The 25670-nt window shown below is 51.2% G+C and carries 17 protein-coding genes; 7 read left to right on the forward strand and 10 right to left on the reverse strand.

The window, feature by feature from the left end; translation table 11 throughout:
• Positions 1–36 precede the first annotated feature (36 nt).
• A complete protein-coding gene (locus BM323_RS00305) occupies positions 37–741 on the reverse strand; it encodes a response regulator (protein WP_008110013.1) in 705 nt (234 codons plus the stop codon).
• 530 nt (positions 742–1271) lie between these two features.
• On the opposite strand from BM323_RS00305, the gene BM323_RS00310 reads away from it, so the two are divergent.
• Together BM323_RS00310 and BM323_RS00315 are read left to right on the forward strand one after the other, a co-directional pair.
• Entirely contained in the window at positions 1272–4940 is a 3669-nt protein-coding gene (locus BM323_RS00310) for a response regulator (protein ID WP_139221395.1), read from the forward strand.
• Between the two features lie 100 nt (positions 4941–5040).
• Positions 5041–5658, forward strand: a complete 618-nt coding sequence (locus BM323_RS00315; RefSeq protein WP_008110017.1) for a response regulator transcription factor — start codon at positions 5041–5043, stop codon at positions 5656–5658.
• Between the two features lie 51 nt (positions 5659–5709).
• On the opposite strand, the gene BM323_RS00320 is transcribed toward BM323_RS00315, so the two are convergent.
• The 5 genes from BM323_RS00320 to BM323_RS00340 all read right to left on the reverse strand — a co-directional run bounded on the left by BM323_RS00320 (position 5710) and on the right by BM323_RS00340 (position 14441).
• Positions 5710–9273 (reverse strand): transporter substrate-binding domain-containing protein, encoded by a 3564-nt coding sequence (locus tag BM323_RS00320; protein WP_254773227.1) that lies wholly within the window; start codon positions 9271–9273, stop codon positions 5710–5712.
• On the reverse strand, positions 9266–9895 hold the full coding sequence (locus BM323_RS00325) for a response regulator transcription factor (protein WP_008110021.1): 630 nt from the start codon (positions 9893–9895) through the stop codon (positions 9266–9268). Before BM323_RS00325 ends, BM323_RS00320 begins: the two co-directional genes overlap by 8 nt.
• Before the next feature lie 430 nt (positions 9896–10325).
• Positions 10326–10535 (reverse strand): glycine zipper 2TM domain-containing protein, encoded by a 210-nt coding sequence (locus BM323_RS00330; protein ID WP_008110024.1) that lies wholly within the window; start codon positions 10533–10535, stop codon positions 10326–10328.
• Positions 10536–10734: 199 nt separating this feature from the next.
• Complete coding sequence (locus BM323_RS00335) at positions 10735–13122, reverse strand: glycoside hydrolase family 31 protein (protein WP_008110026.1); 2388 nt, start codon at positions 13120–13122, stop codon at positions 10735–10737.
• 14 nt (positions 13123–13136) lie between these two features.
• Positions 13137–14441, reverse strand: coding sequence for an MFS transporter (locus BM323_RS00340; protein WP_008110028.1), 1305 nt, complete (start codon positions 14439–14441; stop codon positions 13137–13139).
• Between the two features lie 230 nt (positions 14442–14671).
• Here BM323_RS00340 and uxuA point away from each other — a divergent pair, with 230 nt between their 5' ends.
• The 4 genes from uxuA (at position 14672) to BM323_RS00360 (ending at position 19117) form a co-directional block, all read left to right on the forward strand.
• Positions 14672–15865, forward strand: coding sequence for a mannonate dehydratase (gene uxuA, locus BM323_RS00345; RefSeq protein WP_008110030.1), 1194 nt, complete (start codon positions 14672–14674; stop codon positions 15863–15865).
• Positions 15862–17277: a glucuronate isomerase gene (uxaC, locus tag BM323_RS00350; protein WP_085982369.1), complete on the forward strand. Its 1416-nt coding sequence runs from the start codon at positions 15862–15864 to the stop codon at positions 17275–17277. Before uxuA ends, uxaC begins: the two co-directional genes overlap by 4 nt.
• Positions 17278–17400: 123 nt before the next feature.
• On the forward strand, positions 17401–18177 hold the full coding sequence (uxuR, locus tag BM323_RS00355) for a Uxu operon transcriptional regulator (RefSeq protein ID WP_071531677.1): 777 nt from the start codon (positions 17401–17403) through the stop codon (positions 18175–18177).
• A 46-nt stretch (positions 18178–18223) separates the two neighbouring features.
• Positions 18224–19117, forward strand: a complete 894-nt coding sequence (locus tag BM323_RS00360; protein WP_008110036.1) for a LysR family transcriptional regulator — start codon at positions 18224–18226, stop codon at positions 19115–19117.
• A 98-nt stretch (positions 19118–19215) separates the two neighbouring features.
• Here BM323_RS00360 and BM323_RS00365 read toward each other — a convergent pair whose 3' ends face one another.
• From BM323_RS00365 to BM323_RS00385, 4 genes are all read right to left on the reverse strand, one after another.
• Positions 19216–20598, reverse strand: a complete 1383-nt coding sequence (locus BM323_RS00365; protein ID WP_008110038.1) for a M24 family metallopeptidase — start codon at positions 20596–20598, stop codon at positions 19216–19218.
• 590 nt (positions 20599–21188) lie between these two features.
• On the reverse strand, positions 21189–22481 hold the full coding sequence (locus BM323_RS00375; protein ID WP_008110041.1) for a PQQ-dependent sugar dehydrogenase: 1293 nt from the start codon (positions 22479–22481) through the stop codon (positions 21189–21191).
• Positions 22478–22900, reverse strand: coding sequence for a DUF2231 domain-containing protein (locus BM323_RS00380; protein WP_008110043.1), 423 nt, complete (start codon positions 22898–22900; stop codon positions 22478–22480). Before BM323_RS00380 ends, BM323_RS00375 begins: the two co-directional genes overlap by 4 nt.
• 132 nt (positions 22901–23032) lie before the next feature.
• Positions 23033–24148, reverse strand: a complete 1116-nt coding sequence (locus tag BM323_RS00385; protein WP_008110045.1) for an ABC transporter substrate-binding protein — start codon at positions 24146–24148, stop codon at positions 23033–23035.
• A gap of 323 nt (positions 24149–24471) precedes the next feature.
• Here BM323_RS00385 and BM323_RS00390 point away from each other — a divergent pair, with 323 nt between their 5' ends.
• On the forward strand, positions 24472–25626 hold the full coding sequence (locus BM323_RS00390) for a mandelate racemase family protein (RefSeq protein WP_008110047.1): 1155 nt from the start codon (positions 24472–24474) through the stop codon (positions 25624–25626).
• Positions 25627–25670 lie beyond the last annotated feature (44 nt).

Below are 25670 nucleotides of genomic sequence, written 5' to 3' on the forward strand. Positions count from 1 at the left end.
GCTGAAAAGCGGGTGAGGATGGGATCTATAAAGAGATTAGCGGAAAAGATCTTCGCGGTATTTAAATAACTCCAGGTCGGATGACAAGCCGAGTTTTCGCATCCCAGTTTGTTTATGACCACTGATAGTTTTACGGCTGCGTTTCAATTTGGCAGCAATCTCAATGATTTCCATGCCATCAAGGAAACAGCGGATCACTTCAGCTTCACGAGGGGTGAGCAATTTAATCAGTTCGGCCACATCGCCTTCATTTACCGATTCATTCGACGAGCCATTTATCATCGCTTCATCTTTTTTACGCGTTGGTACCTGAGAGAGACCTTCAACGATGTCTTGCGGAATATAGCGCTGTCCACTCGCTACCATACGTATGGCAGCAAGATATGTCGACGTTTCTTCACGCTTTCCAATGTATCCCTTAATGCCAATCATATAAGCAGTACGAATCACTGCCAGACTCTCAACGGAAGAGGACATCAGGATTTTCACTGTGGGATGACGTGCGAGAATTTGCTTAATTAATGACAAACCATCGAGTTCATCGCTGTTAAGGATGTAGTCAAGGATCAATACATCCACCTCGTTTTCTCGCAGAAAAGCTAATAGGTCACGACTTTGGGCAAAGCTGCCTACGATGGTCATATCGGTTTCTTGCATCGAAACCACTTCAAATGAGCGTAAAACGATTGGATGATCATCCAGAATAGCGATTCGGATGTTTCTATCGAAGTTCAGTGACATGAATGCCTCTACAGTATTGGCGCAAACGCGGCGTGGAAATCATTAGGTGCCTGATCTTCAACACTATCTCGTGCAGGCACATTCAAAAGTATCCTTAAAGGGCGATAACGACAACCATAAGCTTAGTTATAGCTTTGTTAATAAAAAATGAAAACCTGCCCCTTCTGTAAGAACATTCTCACCGCTAACCAAGACAAATCCCATAAGCCAAGTCTTGGTTGCAGACAGCAACGCCTGGACGCATATTGCGCCACAGAAAAACACCAGGAAGTAGAGGAAAAAATAGATCACCCAGAAAGATAGCGGGTGACCCATACACAGGAAAAGGATAAATAGAACAAAAGGGAAAAGTCCTCCGGGTCAAAGAGGAAATACCATTGTATTCAAGCCATAACCAAAATGATGTCAGCATTACCCCAACAATCAGTAGGAAAGGACTGACATAACAGAAGTAAAATTCTCAACCAAGACCTCACCTGGCGCATCAACTTCCATAATAAGTCATACTAAACAATACTTAATGTTCAGCAGTGAACGGCTTATCTTCATCGGCGAGCATAGACTACGCTTTAACCTTCATTACAGAACGATGTTGCTTTAAGCCTTTTGGCTTAGATTTTTCTTTTTATCTATTGGGATATGTCACCACCATGCGCGCCTGGATTCAGATTTTACTTGTCGTGTTCATTATCTTCTCTTCCTTTTCCAGGGCAGATTCGACCGGATTAACCTTGCAACCTCGGATTCAGGTTAATGCGCCTCAGGTGAAGTTTCAGGATGATACGCAACGCTGGTTAAATGCGCATAAAGTGGTGCGCGTAGGCGTTTGGGGGCCCTCTCATCCTCCGATTGGTGAAGGTATGGTGCGAGGCATTTATCAGGGCATTGCAGCAGATTACCTGGCTATATTGCAGGATAGCCTGCAGATAACTTTTGAGCTGCACCATTATCAGAACAGCACCGAAGCGCGAGCCGCTCTGGCACATCATGACATTCAAATGCTAGCGATGTGGAATCCCGAGCGTTGGCCGAGCCACACCACGCGCGCCTCGTTGCCCTGGCTGCTGGATAATCCGGTGCTGCTGAAGCGTAAACAGGAAGAAAATACCTCCGCTTCTCTTTCCCATTTTTCTCTTGGTGCCATGTCTGATGACATACTCGCAGTGCCGTTAAAGAAAGCCTATCCCGGCAGCATCCTGCGTTCATTCCCCGAGTTGGATCAGGCAATTAACGCTGTAGCCTATAGTCAAATTAATGCATTGTGGATCAATCGAACCAGCGCTAGCTATCTGCTGCACTCTCGCCAGATCGCAGGATTGGAGATGGTGCCAGATACCACCTTGACCAATCTCAATTTAAGTTTCGGTATCGATAGCAGTGAATCACAACTGCTTGATGCCATTAATACGGCTCTACAGCAAATCCCTTTAGCCAGCCGATTACGCATTGGCAGCGGCTGGGGATTAGATAGCGGTGCCATCATGATGCAAAATCCGCTGGGTATGACGGTTGAAGAGGAACAATGGTTAAAAGGGAAAAAGCGTATTGAAGTCCTGCTGCACAGCCAACGTCCGCCCATCAGTTTTGTCTCACCCAATGGCGCACCTGAAGGTTTGATGATTGATGTTCTTAATCGCTTAACCCGCGAATACGGCCTCAATTTTTCACTCCTGAGTTACCAAAATAGCAGCGAACGCGATGCTCTGATAAATACGCATCCTGATGCCTTAGTGCTTAATGACTGGGTTCAGGGTGAAGTAGCACCAGCGGATTTTTTCACCCCGGTATTGAGTTCAGCAATGGTCGTCATCATGCAGAGAGATGTGCCACTGCCAGAAAACTTTTATCAATTGAAAGGCGAGCGCATGGCCATCGTGGGTGATAACCCATTGATATCGACGCTGGAAACCTGGTATCCCACGTTACGTCTAAGCAAAAGCGAGAACCTTTATCAGGCACTCGATTTGCTGAAAAATAGATCGGTGCGCGGCGTTGTCGCTCCTCAATTTGTCGCGCAGTACATGCTTTCACTTGCGCCCTATTCTGGATTGAGAATCGCGGCTACCGTGCCAACTGCCTCAACTGAACTGGGTTTTAAAGCCCAGGCGCAGGGCGAGATTCCGCTGCAAATTGTCGATAAAGCCTTGCGTGGGCTTACACCCGATCAACTGATTTCGCTTTCTATTCCCTGGCGCCAGGCGGAACCTGAAGGTATCGATAGGTTCAGCAATAAGAATCTGCTCAGTTTCCTCATTCTTGCCATTTTGTTCATTACCACCTTAGTGGCCAGTATCTTCTGGATAAAAAGCTTACGACGTGCATTACAGACCGGTGAACAGGCGCAAAAAGATCTTAGCGATCAGCTTAATTTCACCCAAACGCTAATAGATAACGCTCCCGTTGCGCTTTATGCCCGCGATCTTGAAGGCAAGCTTTTGCGTTTTAATCAGGGCTGGGCGGAAACCGTCAAGCGTGATGGTGCAATGTATACCGGCAAAACTCTGGAACAGATCGATAACGTTAACCAGGATGCGCTACAACGCCTTGAAAGCCAGTATCAACATGCGCTTGAGACGGGTGAATCTCAGCAATGGTCAGGCCCCTTTACTGTCGATGGCCAGTTGCACTATCTGTCAGGCTGGACGGTGCCCTGGCGTGACCGCAATGGAAAAATTTGTGGATTAATCGGCGGCTGGCTGGATATCACTGAGCAGCAAGCCATGATTGAACGCATCAGGCAAACCAAAGCCGCATTGCGTCAGGCAAATGCGAGTAAAGCTGCGTTTATGCAAAGCATGGGGCATGAAGTCCGTACGCCACTCAATGCCATCATCGGCTTGCTGGAAATGGAGATTCAGCAGCAACAATCGGCGGGAAACAGCAGCGAGAATTTACCGCTTATCTGGGAATCTGCTTGTAATCTGCTTTCTTTAATAGGCGATGTTTTTGATGTGTTTCGCGCAGATGATCAACAACTTCAGGGTATGGTGCGCAGTGTTAACCTGCCACAATTGATCCATAGCACCGTTGCGCTTTATCGATTACAGGCTGATGAAAAGCATGTTCATATTGAAGTCGATACCGCGCTTAAAACAGACCATTTTGACACCGACTCGTTGTTGATCATCCGGGTATTCTCCAGCCTGCTACGTAACGCCATTAAACATAGCACCGGTAAAACGATCACTGTCGCACTATTCCAGGGACGTAGTGAGCCTGGCGAAACGCGTGTTCCACTGGTGCTTGAAGTTTCGAATGAGGGAGAATTGCTCGATCCTTCCCAACCCGATGCCGAGACTACCGCGCCAGTATGGTCTGAAACCGGTATTCCGCTGAGTGTGTGCCAGCAACTTGCGACTCAGCACGGCGGGGAAATTGCGCTGGAGAGCGATGAGAACGGTACGGTAGTCAGTTTTTACTTCCAGGCACCTCCCTCTTCTCTGACTGCCGCGCCCATCTCAACGCCAGCGACAGAAGGAATCAATATTCTGATCGTCGACGATTACCCACCAGGCCGCCGTGCACTGCAGCAGCAACTGGAGAGTTGGGGTCACGCGGTGTTTATTGCAGAAGACGGTGCCCAGGGATTAAATAAATGGCGGAACCAGCACCCTACGTTTGACTTGATCATTACCGATTGCACCATGCCTGTTATGGATGGATTCGCAATGACAGAAGCTATTCGTGCTGAGGAACTACGTAATGAACAACCACCCGTTCCGATTTTTGGTTTGACGGCGCTGACCAGTTTTGAAGCCACCGCTCGCTGCCTTTCGGTCGGCATGAGTGAGTGTTTGGTCAAGCCACTCTCTCCTCAAGCGTTGCACACTATTTTGCAGCGTCATTTCCCACATCTCAGCTTAACTCAACCAGAAAATGAGCAGGCCCCATTACACAGCTCGCTTAAAGAAGAGATGGTGAAACTTCATCAACAAGACGCTGAATCATTGAAGATGAATCTGTTACAAGAAAATCGCGATGAGGTATCACGCCTGGCTCATCGAATCAGCGGCAGCGCCAGCTTACTGCGTGATGTGCCCTTTATCGAAAAATGTAAACAACTGGAGAATGCCTGCGACACAGGAATGTGCTGGGAAACAATTAATGATTATGCCCAACAGCTCTTTGCTTGTATGAGCCAGATTAATGCCGAGCTGCTGGAAGAAATTGCAGTGGATAATCATTCATCAGCATCGTGAGAAAGGTTCAGTATCAATTTCTGTCATCACAGACGCGTCCCGTATTTATCCCCAGATAACTGTGAGAAATTATGACTGTTATTCACTGAGGGATGTAAAGATGAGGGAAAAGGTCGTTATTTTCGATAGTAATCCAGTGATCATTTCTGGAATGCGGTTTTGCTTATCACAGCATGGTTTTGACGTGGCCGCCACGACCACCATTCCTGAAGAGCTCTTCCGTATTATTCTTTTTGTAAAACCAGACTTTGTTATCATTGATCCAGTGCTAATGAAAGAAGAGTATATTAGTCGGCTGGGGCAATTAACTTCAATCCTGAAAGGATTGCGCATTGTTATATTCGCCTCTTCTGACAGTGCGTTTCATATTTTACGTACACACCGTCTAAACTGGATGGTTTACCTAAGTAAAAACCAACCGCTCGAGAAGCTGATTCACACCCTGAATTTTCCGCCTAAATATAATTTGGTGGTGATTGACAATGAGGTAAGTGAGAGTTTGCAGGATGCCTCGGCCACTGCCATTCTTCGTCATCTCACCGGCAGAGAAATGCAGGTTTTACGAGAGATAGGGGCAGGCAAAGCCAACAAAACCATCGCTGAAGAAATGCAGCTGAGTAATAAAACCATCAGCACCTATAAACGCAGCATCATGCAAAAACTGAATACCACCGATCTCCGGGTGGTGATTGATTTTGCTCGTCGCAACGGTTTCTGACGGGTTGCAATGTTTGCCAACATCAGAGGTCATTTCACCTGGGCGCTGATATCACTCCTCAGCGGTTCGAGCAAGCCAGGCTTGCAGCTCTATTTTCAGTTGATGCCAGCATTGCTGGCACTGTATCGACTGATGTTCGCTTGAAAGACAGGCATTTTCCAGCGCCTGACATAAGGTTGCTAGCTTAGTTTCACGTGCAATCCGAACACTACCGCACATGCGATGCGCCAGATTACCCAGTGTTTCCCACTCTTGCTGGCTGGCGGCAAAGCGCATGGCGGTATAGTCCTGCATAACTGTTTCATGCAGTTTTTTCTGCAATTGCTGCTGTAAAACGGCGTCATCCCTGGTTAAATCTGACAAAGTTAACCCTTCATATTTAACGTCATCACGCAGATTTAAAGCATCTGCCAGGCTATTCAACGTACAAGGTTTGAAGAGACAACCATTCATACCTGCACGATGACAGCGCTCAATGATTTCCTGCATAGCATTCGCAGTGAAACCAATCATCCACACCGCTTCACGTTGTTCTTGTGCTTCAATTTCGCGAATGCGTTGCGCCAGTTGATAACCGTTCATACCAGGCATATTACAATCGGTGATCACGACATCGAAATCATGTTTACGCCACAGATTAAGCCCTTGCTCACCGTCTTCGGCAACATGAGCATGATGACCCAGCCAGGCCAGTTGCTTGGCGAGGAGAATCCGGTTGGCCGCGTTATCATCGACCACCAGCACATCCAGTGAAACTATCTGCGCAGCGACCGGCGATTCTTCTTTCTTAGTTACCTCAATATTTTCGGCAATAGGCAGTACAAACTCGGCGCGCACACAGGTTCCCACATTCTGTTCGCTAGTAAGGGTGAGGTTTCCTCCCATGTTTTGGCACAAATTACGGCTGATATATAAACCTAAGCCGGTTCCAGCACGACGATTATCGGCCTGAGCAAAAGGCTGGAATAATTTATCTTGCTGTTGGCTGTCAATCCCCACCCCACTGTCTTGCACTTCAATAACGTAGCGAACCTGACGTTCCTCAGTCTGAGGATAATGCTGCAAGCGTAAAGTAACGCCGCCATGGTCCGTAAACTTAATCGCATTGCTCAGGATGTTAGAAAGAACTTGTTTGATGCGTAATGGATCGGCAATAACATCCGTATTTGCATCGTCAGGAATTTCTTTATGCAGACGAATACTTTTATCCAGTGCTAATCCATTAAAAATAACCATTAGCTGGTTAATCAGGGCGGCCAGGTTAATACGTACAGGCTTAAACTCTAGTTCACCGCCTTCAATACGAGAAAGATCCAAAATATCGCCAATTAACCCCACCAATCCCTCAGACGATTCATACGCCACTTCCAATGCCTGAATATCCTGCTCCCCTTTCCTTGCTTTTTTTATAGCCATGTCAAGCATGCCGATAATGGCATTCATCGGCGTGCGTATTTCATGACTCATAGTAGAGAGGAAAGTGGATTTTGCTCGATTTGACTCTTCAGCACGTTCGCTAACTTCTGATAGTTGTCTAAGTAATTCAACCCGATCTGAAACGTCCCAGATAAGACTTAATACACCAATTTGTTTGCCCGCACTGTCATGCCAGGGCAGCATCCAAACATTGCCAATAAAGGTTCTGGCAACATTCCCTTCATTATCAAGTATTGAGAAACTCAAGTCGTTTCTATAAGGCGTACCCGTGCTTGCTACCATACTGGCTTTATTTTGAGAGAAAACAGCTTGTTCGTAAATAACGTTACGCGGCTGCTCCGTCAGTAGTGTCCCTTTTATAGTTTCAAAATCGATGCCGAATAAATCAAGAAAAGGCTGATTAGCATAGCTTAAGCGGCCTTCAATATCGCGCAATGTAATAGGGAAAGGCAACTCGTCTAATAAACGCTGCAATTGCCGGTTTTGATTCTCAACAAGAGACATTTCACGGCGCAGCCACAGGGTCCGCATAAGAATAAGAAGTGCTACAATAATCGCGGCCACCATGCCAGTTACTATCGCCATGCGATGACGAGCCCAAAAATTGTCCACTACTAAAAGATTATTGGGTCGCCAGTGGTTTGCCAGGATATCGAGTTCATCTGGCGGTAAGTTTTTAAGCACATTGTCGAATATATCGCGTAATTCCGGTGAATGATTATTAACACCAAATGATATAAAGGTGGAATCATTACCTATCACGCCAACCATTTTTAATTTATCTGCATTATGCTTGCCAATGAGATAATCTGACGTAATTAATATACCGATAATGGCATCTACATCACCGTTCGCAGCACTATTAAATAAGTCCTCTGATTTATCAAAAAAGACCAATTTGATGTCAGGGTATTTTTCTGCGATGAATTTTGCGAGCGTAGCCCCTTTATTCACCCCCAATCTTTTTCCGCGTAAATCCTCTAATCGGTTAATGCTGTTGTTATTTTTTTCCGTAATTAAGGTGAACGCGGTACGCACATAGGGATAGGTAAAGAGCATGGCTTCACTGCGTTCTGTGCTGGGGGTGATTGCTGCAACCATATCAACATCACCCTTAGTCACTTGACTCGTCAATTCAGACAGTGATGACGCTGTATTAACCCGAAATTGAAGACCTGTTTTGAGTTGCACCAAACCTAAAACATCGGCGGCTATACCGCGCAGTGCACCATCTTTATCAATAAAGGCAACGGGTGCCAAATAATCTTCACCATACACAACCACATTCACCACGGGATGCTTATCAATCCATTGCTGTTGTCGTGGAGAAAATGTCAGGGGTTGATTGATGACACGTAGTTCATTTGATTGCCACAGTTGACGAACCTCAATTTGTTTTTCGGACGGCAATGCTTCAATGGCGGCATCTATTAATGAGGCCAGTGGCGAGGTATTGCGCAACATAGCAAAACCACTCTTCCTTTGCGGTAATCTGGCGTAGCGCTCAATACGTAAATTATTGAGGAAGTTCCGTCCAATGGGATAGCTATTACCCATGTAAACGTCAGAGTGACCAAATGCTACGGCACTGAGAGCTTCCTGATAGTTGTCAAATAACTGAAACCGCGCGTTAGGATAAGCCTGTTTTAATTCCTTCAAAGGCCAGTATCCCGCAGCTAGCGCAACCGAAGCGTTATTGAGTTCAGCAGGAAGAGGTTTGGTATTGCTCACACTGGTGGCAAGAATTGGATGTTCAGTGACATAAGGAACAGAGAAAACTAAATCTTTATTGTCCGATTCCGCAACACGGTTTGGAATAATGTCAATATCACCATTTTTCAATGCCCGCATGCGTTCCTCATTGGTCTGGAAGGTTATTAACCTCACCTCCAAACCTAACTGGGCCGCAATTAATCCAAGAAAGTCAGCATTCAGACCTTCAAAATCATTGGGTGGTGTAAGCAGACTCAAGGGGGGCGAATCGTGAGCATAAATGCCTACATTAAGCACTTTCTTCTGTTGCAGCCATTGATGCTGCTGTGGTGTGACAACCAGCGGTGTCACACCCGATAATGAGACATGCATGAGCAAGTTCCGTGATTCTGTCGGTTCAGAAGCGACAAAAAAAGGAAAGATAAGCATCAATGCCAACAGCTCGAAGCGAAAACGTCTAATCAAGTAGCTTATTCCTGCGCGCAAAATCAATAAGATCAATAATAGACCGCGCATTGAGTTTAGCCTTAAGTCGATGCTTATAGGTACTGATTGTTTTCTCACTTAGCACCAGTTGTTGGCTGATCTCTTTGTTGCTCATGCCACTTGCCAGGCTGACCAATACACTCATTTCACGATCTGAAAGCTGGGTTAAAACGTCCTGATCCTGAACAGGAACTTCTGGCTGGCCTTGCTCCAGATAGTCGGCCTGAGGAAAATAGTTGTATCCTCGCCCTACCACGCGTACAGCATCAACTAACCCAGAAAGGTCTTCCGTTTTAGTGACAAAACCATTCGCCCCGGCCTTCTGACAGCGTTGAGCAAAGTGGGCCGTGGCCTGAGAAGTCAGAACTAAAATTTTGATCTGCTGGGTTTGACTGCGTAAATGTTCAATCACCTGAAAGCCATCAATTTTGGGCATGCTCATGTCTAACACAATAAGATTGGGTTGTAATTGACGCGCCATTTGGATGGCATCTGCGCCATTGCTGGTTTCGCCGACGACTTCAATACCCACTTTTTCTAATAACATTCTTACTGCAAAACGTACGACCGGATGATCATCAACAAGTAAGGTTTTCAACATTTGATTGCCACTTTTAATCTATAAGGCCTGAATAACTGATTCCCCAACATGTAAAGAGAATTGATCCTCTTTAAATTTGGCTTACTCTTGCCGTTTAATTTTTTATTTAATTCATTTATCACGCTGTTATCAGCGAAGAAAACGACCATTAATCAAGAATCTTTGATCATTATCATCAATGCTCGATATTAAATTAAAACACCTAATAATAGAGACTATTTTAACGAGGGCTTATAAACAAGGAGTAAAACAGAAAACAAGACCTGACTTGGTCATACATAACAACCAGGACTCAGCCTGGTATTTTAATTTGCTTAAACAAGATATATTGAAAACACATTCCAGCGAAAAAACAGATTATTTTCAGCGTTGCGAATGCAAATAAAAAAGGGCCTTTAAGGCCCTTTTTTATTTGCATTATCTATATTCGTTAACGGCTGACTTCGTGCCCAATCAAACCACCAATGGCCGCACCACCCAGTGTTCCGAACGTGCTGCCGCCTGTTAATACTGCACCACCCACCGCACCCACTCCGGCACCGATAGCAGTATTGCGTCCACGATGCGACATTCCACAAGCGGTGACAGAAAACATAACCACCAGAACAATGGCAATATTACAGCTGCGTTTTAAAAGCATACAAATCCTCACTGCCACGAATTTTGGCATGCAAAAATGTTTATTTGATTGTTGTTTAGATACTCACGTGTTGTGAGTGGTACTGGTTGTCGACGTGAATTTAGGGGTTTTTCGTACGCGCTGGAAGGTAAAAATTCCTATTTAATGATGGCACTGCCTGTGTCGGGGGGCGCAAAGATGCGCCCCCCGAAAATGGTGACTATTTTATCTCCGCCAATATAACTTCTGCCTGCGCCTTATCCACCGCCACGCCATCAATAAACAACTGACGCTGTTCACCCGGCGGCACCATAACGTTCAGCGTTTGCCAGGCTGGCTGGAAGCTGCCTTTGCGCCGGAAGTTAAGGTGGATTGCCTCAGCATCACTGCGCATTTCCCAGTTGAGCCACAGCGCATTGCCCTGCTGATAACCCCAGCTTTCGCCATCATCCTCAAAGAGCACACCGTGGCTGACGCCTTTGCCTTTGAGCGGGAACAGCTGCAAGGTGCGGCGATCGTCAGTTTTAGCATCAACATGACGCAGGCGCTCGCTAAGCGGTAAGCCCGCACCGGCACGCACCAGCATCGGCTGAGTTTCCAGCGGTGCTGCCAGCGTGATCCATTGACCGCCGCTGTACCATTGCTGAGTGGCAAAGTCATACCAGCCGGTTTGGTTGTCAGGCAGCCACAGGCGACGTTCGCGCTGACCGGGCTCAACCACGCTGGCCACCAGCAGATCGCGGCCCAGCATAAACTCATCGCACTCGGCGAACGTCTGCGTATCCTGTTCATGATCGAGGAAAGTCGGACGCAGCATCGGTTCATCGTCAGCATGCGCCTGCCACAGCAGCGTGTAGAGATAAGGCAGCAGACGATAACGCAGCTCAATTGCGGCGCGGATCGCAGGCGTGGCCGCTGGATACATCCAGGGTTCATTGACGGTGTGATCGTCATTCCACGAGTGAATAGTGAAACGCGGATGCATCACGCCGTTCTGTACCCAGCGCACAAACAGTTCTGCATCTGGCTTATCGCCAGAGAAGCCACCCACATCATGTCCCACGTTGTACAAACCGGACAGGCTCATGCCCAATCCCATGCGAATGTTGTAGCGCAGCGTGGTCCAGTTGGTGCGGTTATCGCCACTCCAGGTTTGCACGTAGCGCTGCATACCCGCGCATCCCGAACGGGAAATCAGGAATGGACGCTTTTCTGGCGCGAAGCGCTGCTGCGCTTCCATGGAGGCGCGCATCATCAGCAGCGGCATCACCGGGCGAATGTGCTTAATAGCAATCGGCGTGCCGAAACCATGGCAGCGCGCTTCGCCATCCCACACTTCATATTCGTTATTATCGTTCCAGGTGGAATCGATGCCCTTTTCCAGCAGCTGTTTAGTGACGTTTTCCTGCCACCAGGCAACGGCTTGCGGATGGGTGAAATCGAGATGTGAACCTTCATCATCCCAGAACACCGAACGCTCGGGCGCATCCTCTTCCGAGTCACGAATAAACAGACCTTGTTCCGCCACTTCGTTGTAACGCGGATGATCCTGCAACAGGCACGGTTTTATATTAGCGGCAAGGCGCAAGCCCGCGTCATGAAACGCCTGGCTCATCACTTCCGGCTGCGGCACTTTGTCGTAGTTCCAGTTGAACACGTAGCGCTTGTTGTTAATCGAGGTGTAACCGGACGAGAGCTGGAACGAATCGCACGGAATATCGTGCTCTTCACACAGGCGGATGAAGTTCATCAGCTGATTTTGCGCGTCCGGCGCATCGGTGTAATGCATGGTTGAACCGCTGTAGCCAAGGCTCCATTTCGGGCCGAAGAGCGTTTTACCGGTCAGACGCACAAAGGCTTTGGTGATATCCAGCACCTTGTCACCAACAAACAGGTAATAGTCGATATCACCGCTTTCGGCCTGCCAGCGGCGATACGGCTTGTGATAGTTATCGAGCTCATTACCGAGATCAAACCAGCTGCTGCTGAGGTTATCGTAATAGAGGCCAAAGCTGACGTCGGTGCGGCGCGTGATGGTAAACGGCACATGCTTATACAGCGGATCGGTCGCGGCGGCGTTGTAGCCCATCGCGTCAAGGTTACGCATCTCGTAGCGCTGACCGTTACGCTGCAAATCGCCGCTTTTCTCGCCGAGGCCGTAATAACGATCGTCGTTCATGCGGCACTGATAGTGCGCCACGCCATCGCCGTGCGCGTTGATTTGATAAGCGCTGGTTGGACGGTCACAGGTCAGCAACTGCCATGCGCCGTGGCTGTCGCAATATTGCCACTCCAGCGCCAGCGGTTGATGCACGATCACCCGCAGCTTATCGGTGGCGACCACCAGCGTGTCGCCCTCTTCTTCCAGCGTGAACGATGGCAAGGCGAAGCCGGCCAGGCTGTCGCGCTGACGCCCTTCCCACGGCACATCGCTTTCAGGCGCGATGCTCCAGGTGCGGTCAAGGCTATACGCGCCCTGACGTTTAATCACCACGCGGAACATGCCCGTTTCCAGCACATACAGACACAGCGTGTGTTTGCCGTCAACGGTTAACGCCACGTGGTGCGCATCGGAACCGACTAATGACCAATTTTTTAACGTTTTCATCGTTACCTACTTTTTCATGCGCGCTGTGCGCGACGTTCAGCAATAAAAGCAATCAGGAATACGGCGCCAATCAGGTCGAAGAAGCCCATGGCGACAAACAGCGGATTAAATCCAATGGTGTCGGCGGTAACGCCGATCAGCAGTGAGAACAGGAAGCTGGAAATCCACGCGAACGAGCCGCGCATGCCGTTGACGGTGGCCATCTGGCCTTTATCAAACTTCTCTACCACCAGCGCGCTCAGCATGCAGGAGATGATCTGATGACCGAAGCCACCAATTGAGATCAACGCAATCGCCATATACGGATCTTTGGTCATCGCCACTGCGGCCAGAGACAGCATCAGGAACGCGCCGGTAACTGAACTGGCGACCACTGAATTGACTTGGGTGAAGCCAAAGATCTTAGTGTAAAGGCGCGTCAGATAGCCGCTGGCAGCGCTGCCGAGATCGGCGGCGAGGAACGGCAGCCAGGCGAACATAACAATCTGTTTCAGATCCATGCCGAGCTCTTTTGCCAGATAGAGCGGCACCCAGAAACTCAGTACGCCCCACGCCGGTTCGGCCATGAATGCCGGAATGGCAATGCCGTAGAAACGCTTGTTCTTCGATACGGTTTTCAACGCGGTAAAGAATGGCAGTTTCACTGCCGGTGGTTCGTTGTCCTGGCGGATGAAATCCAGTTCGGATTTCGACAAATTAGGGTGCTGATCGGGATCGCGATACAGCCACCACCACAGCAACACCCAACCCAGTGCCAGCGCGCCGGTGAACAGGAATGCGCCCTGCCAGCCGCCAAACGCCGCATGGGCAAAGTAGATAATCGGCGGTGCCAGCATAGCGCCGAGGGAGAATCCGACACCCGCCCAACCCGCGGCGATAGGACGCTCTTTTTTCGGGAACCATTCACCAATTACTTTGGCGTTGGCTGGCGTTGCAGCGGCTTCTGCGCTGCCCATAACAAAACGCAGAATCGCCAGATGCAGCCAACTGCCCGCTCCAGCATGGAATAAACAGGCAATGGCCCACACCGAGGCGCAGATCAGGAAGCCTACTTTCAGGCCAATCACATCAATCAACCAGCCACAAATCGGTTGGAAGAACGTATAGGCCAGTTGGAAGGCACCGACGATGTAGGAATATTGCTCGGTGGTGATGTTAAGGCTGTCTTTGAGCTCTGGGGCCAGCAGCCCTAACGAGTTACGGGTGATGTAATTGACCGTCACGCCGGCTAAGAACAGCACCAGCACCCACCAGCGCATATGGCGGAAGGTGCGTTTGGTGCCAGCGGCGGTTATCCCTGGATTTAAACTGCGGTTCATCTGATTCTCCGTTAGTGAGTCATTTCTAACCATCCGCCAGGAGTGAACCACAGTTGCGAAAAGTGGTCGCCAGCTCGATGTCGCAAATGTGATCTGGTTAACCAAAATCACTCACCAGGTTGACTTAACCGGACAAAGAGCAGAGTTTTAACCGCGAATCGCGTGGTTAATGTTTGAAGTAACACGCTAGCAAGGAATATTGGTCAACCAATCGTGAGTGAGGTAACAACATGAAGCAGACCTGGCGCTGGTACGGCCCCAACGATCCTGTCTCTCTGGCCGATGCGCGCCAGGCGGGCGCAACCGGCATCGTCACCGCACTGCATCACATTCCCAACGGCGAAGTGTGGTCAGTCGACGAAATCATGCAGCGTAAAGCGCTGGTGGAAGCCGCAGGTTTGGTGTGGTCGGTGGTGGAGAGCGTGCCGATTCATGAAGAGATCAAAACCGGCAGCGGCCGCTATCAGCACTGGATCAGCAACTATCAGCAGTCGCTGCGTAATCTGGCGCAATGCGGCATCAAAACCGTGTGCTACAACTTCATGCCAATCCTCGACTGGACGCGTACCGATCTCGAATATCTGCTGCCGGATGGCGCGAAAGCCCTGCGCTTTGATCAGATTGAGTTCGCGGTATTCGAACTGCACATTCTGCAACGTCCCGGCGCGGAGCAGGATTACAGCGCGGAAGAGATCGCCCAGGCCGCTGAACGCTTTGCAACGATGAGTGAAGAGCACCGTAACCGCCTGATGCGTAACATCATTGCTGGTTTGCCGGGCGCTGAGGAAGGTTACACGCTGGATCAATTCCGCGCCCAGCTGGCGCGCTATGAAGGCATCGGTAAGGCCGAACTGCGTGAAAATTTTGCCACTTTCCTGCGTGCCATTGTCGCGGTTGCCGAAGAAGTGGGCGTGCGCATGGCGGTGCATCCGGACGATCCGCCGCGGCCGATTCTTGGTTTGCCGCGCATTGTTTCCAACGCCGACGATCTGCAGTGGATGATCGATACCGTCAGCAGCCCCGCCAACGGTTTCACCATGTGTACCGGCTCGTACGGCGTACTGGCAGAGAATGATTTAGCCGGCATGGTCAAACGCTTCGGCCCGCGCATCTACTTCGCGCATCTGCGATCCACCAAACGTGAAGAGAACCCCAACAGCTTCCACGAGGCCGCGCATTTAGGTGGCGATGTGGATATGTTTGCGGTGATCAAGGCGATTGCCGAAGAGGAACAGCGCCGTAAAGCTGCGGGCGAGGAAGATTTGATTCCAATGCGTCCCGACCACGGCCACCAGATGCTGGATGACCTGAAGAAGAAAACCAATCCTGGCTACTCGGCGATTGGTCGACTGAAAGGATTAGCTGAAATTCGCGGCGTCGAACTGGCGATCCACCGCGCCTATTTTGCTCAGGAAGCCCAATAATGCGCTTTATGGATGAAGATTTTCTGCTGCAGAGCGATATCGCGCGGCGCTTGTACCACGACTTCGCTGCGGATATGCCAATCTACGATTATCACTGTCACCTTAATCCGCAGGAGATTGCTGAAGATCGTCGCTTTGCCAATCTCGGCCAAATCTGGCTGGAAGGCGATCACTACAAATGGCGCGCGCTGCGTGCTGCCGGCGTGGATGAGTCGTTAATTACCGGCAAGAACACCAGCGACTACGACAAGTATCTCGCGTGGGCGCAAACGGTGCCCAAAACCCTTGGCAACCCGCTTTATCATTGGACGCACCTTGAGCTGCGTCGTCCGTTTGGCATCACTGATACGCTGTTTGGCCCGGACACCGCGCCTGCTATCTGGCAGCGCTGCGCTGAACAACTGGCGACGCCGGAATTTTCCGCGCGCGGCATCATGCGCCAGATGAAGGTGCGCATGGTCGGCACCACCGACGATCCGGTTGATTCGCTGTGTTATCACCGCCAAATCGCCGATGACAGCAGCTTTGATATTGACGTTGCGCCGAGCTGGCGTCCGGACAAAGTCTTTAAAATCGAGCTGGAGGGTTTTGTCGACTATCTTGGTCGCCTGGAAGCCGCCGCCGATGTCGCCATCGACAGCTTTGATGCGTTACGCCGTGCGCTGTTACGTCGCCTTGACCACTTCTCCGCTCACGGTTGTCGCGCATCGGATCACGGCATCGAAACCCTGCGCTTTGCGCCGGTGCCTGACGACAGCGTGCTCGATACAATTTTGGCGAAACGTCGCCGTGGCGATGTGCTGGATGAATTGGAAATCGCCCAGTTCAGCAGCGCAGTATTGGTGTGGCTCGGCAGCGAATATGCGCGGCGCGGCTGGGTGATGCAGCTGCACATCGGCGCGATTCGTAATAACAGCACGCGCATGTTCCGCCAGCTTGGGCCAGACAGCGGTTTTGATTCGATTGGCGATAACAATATTGCCTGGCCGCTGGCGCGCCTGCTGGATGCGATGGACCTCAACGATCAGCTGCCGAAAACCATTCTCTATTGCCTCAATCCGCGCGATAACGAAGTACTGGCCACCATGGCGGGCAACTTCCAGGGCGCGGGTATCGCTGGCAAAGTGCAGTTTGGCTCCGGCTGGTGGTTCAACGATCAGCGCGACGGCATGCTGCGTCAGCTGGAGCAGCTGTCGCAAATCGGCTTACTCAGCCAGTTTGTTGGCATGCTGACCGATTCGCGCAGCTTCCTCTCCTACACGCGCCACGAATACTTCCGCCGTATTCTGTGCAATCTGCTGGCGCAGTGGGTGCAAGATGGCATTGTGCCGCATGATGAGCCGATGCTTGGCAGCATGCTGCGCGACATCTGCTTCAATAATGCCGAACGCTATTTCGCACTTAACGCTTAGTAATGAAGGCCTGGTACTGCACGTCGTGCCCAGGCCGATTCTTATTCGCTATGCTATAGTGCGCGTCTCTGAGTGAGGCTGTATCAGAGGTTGTGAATCCTTTAACACACAGAAAAGAGCACGATGAAAACTCAAACTTCAGCACAGCGCCCTTATCAGGAAGTCGGGGAAATGCTCCGCCAGATGATCACCCAGAAGCAGTATGCGGTGGGCGAACGTCTGCCGCCGGAGCGCGAACTCGCCGCGCTGCTGGACGTGACGCGCACGCTGGTGCGTGAAGCGCTGATCATGCTGGAGCTGGAAGGATTAATCGAAGTGCGTCGCGGTGCGGGCATCTACGTGATTCACGACTCGCCGCAACAGCCCGTTTCGCTTCGCAAGGCCAGTAACGATGCCGGGCCGTTTGAGATGTTGCAGGCGCGCCAGCTGCTGGAGAGCAATATCGCTGAGTTTGCTGCGCTGCAAGCCACGCGGGAAGATATCATGAAGATGCGCCAGGCGCTGGAGCTGGAAGAGAAAGAGCTGGCTTCGGGTGCGGTCAACCAAAGCGAAAACGGCGATCGTGATTTCCATCTGGCGATTGCTGAAGCCACGCACAACAGCATGCTGGTTGAGCTGTTTAAACAATCCTGGCAATGGCGTGAAGATAACGTGATGTGGAGCCAACTGCATCGCCATCTGGTCAACAACAATTACCGCAAACAGTGGCTCGACGATCACAAAAAGATCCTCGCGACGTTGATCAAAAAAGACGCGCGCGCCGCCAAACTGGCGATGTGGCAACATCTGGAAAACGTGAAACAACGGCTGCTGGAGTTCTCAGACGTCGATGATATCGATTTCGATGGTTATCTGTTTGAATCCTGGCCGCTGTACGCCACCCATAATCCGCCTAACTAATTTGCGTTTCCTCTTTTGACGCTACGACAGTAATAAGGTCAACCACATGCTGCGGGAAAACTTCAACGACCTGATCTATTTAGTGATGGTGGCACGCGAATGTAGCTTCACGCGCGCCGCAGCTAAATTAGGCGTGTCGCAATCGGCATTAAGCCACTCGATTCGCGGTCTTGAAGAGCGATTAAATACGCGTTTATTAACGCGCACCACGCGCAGCGTCGCGCCAACCGAAGCCGGTGAAAACCTGATTCAAAGTGTGGCGCCGATGATGGCCGATATTGAGAAAGCTCTGCTGCAACTAGCCGATAATCAGGGCAAGCCGTCAGGGAATATTCGTATTACCGCCGGCGAACATGCGTTGTCTTCCACATTGTGGCCGCTGCTCAAACCGTTTCTGCAAGCCTATCCCGAAGTGAATGTGGAGCTCTCTGTTGATAACACCTTAACGGATATTGTCAGCGGGCGTTTCGATGCCGGCGTGCGACTCGGCGAGAGCATTGAGAAAGATATGGTGGCGGTGCGAATCGGCCCTGACTGGAAAATGGTAACTGTTGCATCGCCTGACTATTTGCAAAAACACGGCATTCCCACCACGCCCTATGAATTGCAGAATCACAACTGCATTAATATGCGCCTTCCTACGCTGGGAGGATTATATAGCTGGGAGTTCAGTAAAGATGGCAAAGATATTCGCGTTAAAGTTGAAGGGCAGCTGATATTTAATAATCTGGCTTCGCGTATTGATGCGGTACTGTCCGGCATGGGTATCGCCCATGTCCCCGAGGATACCGTTAAACAGCACATCGCCACCGGTGAACTGCAATGCCTGCTTGAAGACTGGAGCGAACCGTTTAGCGGATATTATCTCTATTATCCGAGCCGCAAACAGCACACCGCTGCGTTTGAGAAATTGATTGAAGCCATTAAATATAAGGGCTGAAAGAACGTCTATTGAGCCTTTAGGTCACCATAAATGGCGACCCTACAATGAGCACGATTTTGTAGGGTCGCCATTCATGGCGACCTCAACTAATTACATCAACTCACCACGCTCAATGCCAAATCCTTCGCCAAAAAGAACGGCCGCAAATACGCCACGCTATTCGATAAAGGCAAGATTTCTTCGCTGAGCTGAATGCCGATGGTTTCCCGCAAATAACGGCGACGGGTTTCGATGCGTTGCCACAGCGCCGGATATTGATTGCGGATGTCGCTTTGCAGCGCCGCATCGGCCAGCACCACGCACTCTTCAACACTGGCACCGTTGTAGCCCGGCACCGATGGGATGATATCAATTTGCAGCATCATGCCGCTTTTGAGCAATTCGGTGGAATGATGATAAATCGGTGAAGACATCCACTCCTCATCCGCCACCAGATGTCCCGGATTGAGATGCCAGCCGAAGCGCTCTTTTGGTAACACCTGCTCGATAAGCTGATACAGTGCCCCGCCGCTCATGCCGCAGCGAATATTTTCCAGCCACGCCACCACCGCAGTGAAATAGGGTTTGGCGATGCGATCCAGATAATCTTGCTGGCCTGACGGCAGTTCGCGTTGATCGGCAATGACGAAACCGCTGCGGCTGGAGAGCCCGCCTTTGAAGGCGGTAGTCAGCGAGAGCGGATCGCCGCGCTGCACTTTTTTGTAAGTCGGATAGAGATTCGCCTTGTCGAAACGGCTGCCGGTCGCGGCGATGGTCACCACCGTGTTGCATTGCCCTTCCGCCTGCAGTAACGCGCCCAACTCGGTTTCACGCACGCCCACCTCGATGGCATTCAGCGCGTCCAGCATGCAATTTGATGCGAGGTTTGCGCCATATTCGTAATGCGCGATTTCATTGGCATTGCAGGTAGTGCGCGCGCCGTGATCGCCAATAAACAAGTGGATGGCATTTTCTAATAAGGCGTTATCGCTGAGCGTGCGCTGGATGGCGTCGACGATAAAATATGGCAGATCAAACATAGCGCGCCCATCGCCCGCAGCGGGCGTAAACATCTTCCAGCCCACCAGCCCTACTTTATCGCCGTTGGCTAAGCCAGCGTCTTTGAACAGGCTTTCCAGCGGCGCTTCATTGTCCATGGGCTGATTGGGTAGCGAGAAGTATGGCGTGTGCACCAGCGCAGCAGAGGTGCGTGAGAAGCGCGCCATTTTGAGGTTTTCGTTGCCCAGTACCAGCGTGCAATCCCCGGACTGATTCAGCAGCAGCAATCCTTCTTCGAAACGCGGGATAAATCCGGTGAGATATTCGAAATTGCTGCCGTGTTCCTTGTCGGCGTAGATTACCAGCCAATCAAAACCCTCGCGCTGCATGCCCGCCAGCACCGAATTTTTACGCTGCAACAGCGTATCATCGGTGAGAAAAACCGGTTCAACGTCGCTGAACGTCACCGGCGCGCTAATCGGCCCGAACGTGATTGCCATGATGCACTTCCTCGCATTACAGAATGAGATGAGGATAGTAGCGTTTTTAGCGCAGCGGATTTTGATCCACGCGAAAAAAGGCGGAGGGGTGAGCTCCGCCTTGTCTCAAGTTCCGATCAGTGTGCCTGACCGGTCAGTTGCAAAAGGGCAACGATGATTTGAAGAATGATGCGGACGATGTCCAGCAGCAATCGAACAAGTTCCATCACTTTCCTTCTCCTCTGAGAGGAGCGCGCCTTTCAGCTGCCGGGGCTTTGACTCCACCCGCCGACCGCCTAAGCACAATTGTGAGGAGTGCTGAGCGGCTCTCATTGTAAAAGCCACAGGCCAGCACCACCTGAAACCTGCCGGGATTTGACTATCCGCGCCCCTGGAGTCATCAGAAAAACAATGAGGCTTCGCTCGTCACTCAACACCTGTATAACCATACAGTATTATGGCAAAACTTGAAATATATCGCCGCACATTTTATTATCGCCTCTGTGAGGAGTGCTGAGCACCCCGTTCGCGGCGCGGTTACCAGCCGGTTAGCGAACATAAAAAAAAGGATTTGGCTTAATGCCAAATCCTTTTTTATTGCCCGCGATTGATTATCTGGCGGAACTGATACGCCAGATGGTATTTCCCGCATCATCGGCAATCAACACGCCGCCCTGCTGATCGGTGGCTAAACCCACCGGCAAACCGCGCACCTGCTTCTGATCGTCCGTCAGGAAACCGGTCACTACCGGCTGTGGCTGCCCTACCGGTTTCCCATTCTCGAATTTCACCCACACCACCTGATAGCCGTTGAGCGGCGTGCGGTTCCAGCTGCCATGCTCGCTGATAAACGCGCCACCGCGATACTGCGGCATATTATCCGCGCCGTAGAACAACAGGCCGAGCGGTGCAACGTGTGAGCTCAGGGCGTAATCCGGTTTGATCGCTTTCTCCACCAAATCTGGCCTTTGCGGCTGCGCGCGTTCATCCACGTGCTGGCCATAATAGCTGTACGGCCAGCCGTAGAAGCCTTTGTCCTGCACCGACGTCAGGTAATCTGGCACTAAATCCGAACCGATCTCGTCGCGTTCATTAACGACAGCCCACAGCTTGCCGCTTTGCGGCTCCCACTGTAAGCCGGTTGGATTGCGCAGGCCGCTGGCATAAATCCGGCTGGCACCGCTGGCCGCATCCACTTCCAGCACCGCCGCGCGGCGATACTCTTCGCCAATACCGTTTTCCGTCACGTTACTGTTCGATCCCACGCCGACATAAAGCTTACTGCCGTCGGGGCTGGCGAGCAGCGATTTAGTCCAGTGATGGTTAATCGGCCCGCCCGGCAATTCGGTCACTTCCACTGGTGGCGTGCGGATCTCGGTTTGCCCGGTCTGATACGGGAATTTCACCAGGCTATCGGCATTCGCCACATACAAGGTGTTGCCCACCAGCTGCATGCCAAACGGTGCAGACAGATTTTCGATGAAGCGATGTTGCTCCCATTTACCGTTAACGTTACGCAGCAAGGTGATGCGATTACCGCCCGCGCCGCCTTTGCCGGACGCTTTCTGCACCAGTCCCATGATCAACTCTTTGGGCGCACTGATGGTTTTAGCCATGCCATTGGATTCCGCCACCAGCACGTCATTGTTCGGTAGCACCAACACCTGACGCGGATGCTGCAGATTTTCGGTGATCTTTTCGATCTTCAACCCATTCGCCACTTTCGGCATTTCACCGGCTTTCCACGGCGTGCCTTCCGGCACCTGCATCGGCGGCATAAAGAAGTTCTTCGCCTGCGGCAGTTCAGGATTTGGGCCAATTTGCTTTTGAGGATCGATCAGCGCCCCGTCGTCACAGGCGCTGAGCAACATCGCAATAGCTACCGCGCTGAGTAAGTGTTTCATACGCGACCTCCTTGCGTGCGACGTTCGCGCAACACCAGCTGCACGTTAGCGATCAGCAGCAGCGCCACCACCAGCGTCGACAGTGTCACGCCCAGTGGCACCACTGCGTAAGCATCGCGGCTGTGAATAAAGGCATTAACCACCGCCAGTACGATTGCCAGCAGCGACAGCCAGAAATGGGTTTTCTCATTCGGCCGCGCGCCTCGGAATAAATAAACCAAACTGATTAATCGTGGCAGGATAGCCAGCACCAGACCAATGGTGATTAGCCAACTGGCCGATTTGGTCCACATGATGACGAAGGTTTGCAAATAGAGGATATCGAAAAACCAGGCGGCAACAAAAAAGCCCAGCGGCAACGGTTCCAGCAGCGTATACAACGTCACACCGAACACCGATCTTCCTGAGGTATGAAACATTACTCTCTCCCTTTTACCGTATTAACATCAGATGGTGCACGCGTTTCGCTTTTCTGAAACAACGTGTCACCACCTGTGAAATATTAGTAAAGATAAACAGTAATGTTTAACACTTATCTAACACGTTCAAACTTAAGACTTATCTGCCGGCAGGCTTACCCAATAACCAGGCTGATATGGCAATGGCAGGAACTTTTCGTGGAACTCACGGAACGTGGCGTCCGGATCGAGATCGGCAAACAGTTCAGGATGCAGCCACTTCGCCAGCGCCTGAATCGCAACAAACTGATATGGGCTGTCGTAGAACTGATGCCAGATGGCATGCGCGTTACCGTTATGCGCTACCGGCAGCGTTTTGAAGGCATCACGCATCATTAACAGCTGCAAACGCGCCGTCGCTTCTTTTACATCTGCACCGGGGCCCACGCCGACCCATTTGCCGACGGTGTTGTAGTTTTTCCAGTTCGCACCGGTTACCACCACCACATCGGGACGGCTGGCGATGATTTGTTCTGGATTGAGCGTGCCGAAGGTGCCCGGAATCAGGTCTTTGGCAATATTGCTGCCGCCCGCCAGTTCCACCATCTGCCCAAAGTTCTCGTTACCAAACGACATGCAGCACTCGTCGGTGTAGCCGCCGGCGCGATCAATCATCACTTTCGGGCGCGTGCCGTTAAAGTTCTTCAGGCGATCGGTCACCTTTTCGATTTGCGCACGGCGGAAAGCTACGATCTCTTCGGCGCGCTGCGGATTGTTTACCAGCTCGCCCATGATGCGAATGCTTTGCTCAGCATGTTCCATCGGCTTCTCGCGGAAGTCGATAAACACCACTGGCACGCCCACCGCTTGCAACTTCTCGATCAGCTTGCCTTCGTCGGTCGCGGCTTTGGATTCGAGGTTCATCAGCACCAAATCCGGCTTAAGCGTCAGCGCCTGCTCGACGTTAAAGGTGCCATCTTTCGCGCCACCAAAGGTCGGCAGCTTTTTGATCTGCGGATATTTCTTCTCATACGCCATATAGCCGTCGTAATCGGCTTTATGGAAATCGTCGCGCCAGCCCACCACGCGCTGGAACGGCGCAGCAGTATCAAACGCCGCCAGCAGATACATCTGGCGCCCTTCGCCGAGAATAATGCGTTTGGATTCTTCTTTGACTTCAACCTGTCGTCCAGCCACATCGGTAATCGTTTTAGCAGAAGCGTGACTCGCCACCGCCAGTAACCCCAGTGCAAACAGCCATTTTTTCATTTGATCTACCCGGAATGATAATGATTATTATTAAAATTTCGCGGCGTCACTATTACCTGGCTGACAGCAAATGAAAAGCCCCGGAGACACATTTTTTTACATTCCCTCAGCGATTTCCCACTGTGCAATCGCTCACAAAATGCCCTTCATTCGTGAAAAACCTCACAGCGCACCGGGCAAATGCCCAATTAATCGCCGCGCTATCCCGCGCTTTGGCTAATGCGTAAACAAAATGTGAACGCTAAATTACAAAATGAAACGGCGTTTTATTTTTTATGTTAATGCCCAACTGGGCAAGCTACCGAGTTGAAGGAGGAGTTACCGTGAAGATCAGTGCCATTGATGTCACCCTGTTTAGCTACCCTACGCGCCGCGTCTCTGACAGCGCCGGACATTCGCATCCCGGCGCAGAGACCGATGCGCAAATGGCGCTGCTGACCATCACCAGCGAAGATGGCGATTGTGGCTACGCCTTCGCCCCGGCCGAAGTGATTCGTCCGCACGTGGTAAATGCCTTCTTCCGCAAAGTGCTGATTGGGCAAAATGCCTTTGACCGCGAACGTCTGTGGCAGGATCTGGTGCACTGGCAGCGCGGTAGCGCCCATCAACTCACCGAACGCGCGTTATCAGCGGTGGAACAGGCGCTGTGGGATTTGATTGGCCGCAAACTCAAGCAGCCGGTGCATAAGTTGCTTGGCGGTTATCGCGAGAAAATCCCGGCTTACGGCAGCACCATGTGCGGCGATGAGCTGGAAGGCGGTTTATCCACACCCGAAGAATACGCGCAGTTTGCCGAAAAGCTGGTCGCACGCGGTTATCAAGCCATCAAACTGCACACCTGGATGCCGCCGGTGTCGTTCGCGCCAAGTCCACAAATGGATATCAAAGCCTGCGCTGCGGTGCGCGAAGCGGTTGGTCCAGACATCGCCCTGATGCTCGACGGCTATCACTGGTACAGCCGCAGCGATGCGCTCACCATCGGTAAAGCGCTGGAAAAACTCAATTTCGCCTGGTTCGAAGAGCCGATGGAAGAAGAAAGCATGGCGTCGTACGCGTGGCTGGCGGAAAACCTCAGCATTGACGTGCTCGGCCCGGAAAGTCTCGGCGGCAAACACCACAGCCGCGCCGATTGGGTGCGTGCCGGTGCCTGCGACATTCTGCGCGCCGGTGCGAACGGCGTTGGCGGCATCTCGGCCACCATGAAGGTAGCCAGTCTCGCCGAAGCCTTTGGTATGGATTGCGAAGTGCACGGCAACGGTGCCGCCAGCATCGCGGTGGTTGGCGCCATCCGCAACTGCCGTTGGTACGAACGCGGTCTGCTGCATCCGTTCCTTGATTACGAGCAGCCACCCGCCTATCTCAACGCGCTGGTCGATCCGATGGATGCCGACGGTTTTGTGCATCTGCCAACGCGCCCTGGACTTGGGGAGGATATCAATTTCGCGTGGATTGAGACGCACACGCTAAATCGCTGGTAAGCGCCCAACACAAGCAGTACGGCAAAAAACTATAAACCTCTGAC

Origin of the sequence: Pantoea sp. YR525 (genome assembly GCF_900116775.1) — a bacterium.
Classification (GTDB): domain Bacteria; phylum Pseudomonadota; class Gammaproteobacteria; order Enterobacterales; family Enterobacteriaceae; genus Pantoea; species Pantoea symbiotica.

What these genes read in the sequence shown, in the direction of transcription:
- BM323_RS00305 (WP_008110013.1), bottom strand. Translation starts at nt 741, where the DNA reads ATGTCACTGAACTTCGATAGAAACATCCGAATCGCTATTCTGGATGAT.
- BM323_RS00315 (WP_008110017.1), top strand. Translation starts at nt 5,041, where the DNA reads ATGAGGGAAAAGGTCGTTATTTTCGATAGTAATCCAGTGATCATTTCT.
- BM323_RS00325 (WP_008110021.1), bottom strand. Translation starts at nt 9,895, where the DNA reads ATGTTGAAAACCTTACTTGTTGATGATCATCCGGTCGTACGTTTTGCA.
- BM323_RS00330 (WP_008110024.1), bottom strand. Translation starts at nt 10,535, where the DNA reads ATGCTTTTAAAACGCAGCTGTAATATTGCCATTGTTCTGGTGGTTATG.
- BM323_RS00335 (WP_008110026.1), bottom strand. Translation starts at nt 13,122, where the DNA reads ATGAAAACGTTAAAAAATTGGTCATTAGTCGGTTCCGATGCGCACCAC.
- BM323_RS00340 (WP_008110028.1), bottom strand. Translation starts at nt 14,441, where the DNA reads ATGAACCGCAGTTTAAATCCAGGGATAACCGCCGCTGGCACCAAACGC.
- uxuA (WP_008110030.1), top strand. Translation starts at nt 14,672, where the DNA reads ATGAAGCAGACCTGGCGCTGGTACGGCCCCAACGATCCTGTCTCTCTG.
- uxuR (WP_071531677.1), top strand. Translation starts at nt 17,401, where the DNA reads ATGAAAACTCAAACTTCAGCACAGCGCCCTTATCAGGAAGTCGGGGAA.
- BM323_RS00360 (WP_008110036.1), top strand. Translation starts at nt 18,224, where the DNA reads ATGCTGCGGGAAAACTTCAACGACCTGATCTATTTAGTGATGGTGGCA.
- BM323_RS00365 (WP_008110038.1), bottom strand. Translation starts at nt 20,598, where the DNA reads ATGGCAATCACGTTCGGGCCGATTAGCGCGCCGGTGACGTTCAGCGAC.
- BM323_RS00375 (WP_008110041.1), bottom strand. Translation starts at nt 22,481, where the DNA reads ATGAAACACTTACTCAGCGCGGTAGCTATTGCGATGTTGCTCAGCGCC.
- BM323_RS00380 (WP_008110043.1), bottom strand. Translation starts at nt 22,900, where the DNA reads ATGTTTCATACCTCAGGAAGATCGGTGTTCGGTGTGACGTTGTATACG.
- BM323_RS00385 (WP_008110045.1), bottom strand. Translation starts at nt 24,148, where the DNA reads ATGAAAAAATGGCTGTTTGCACTGGGGTTACTGGCGGTGGCGAGTCAC.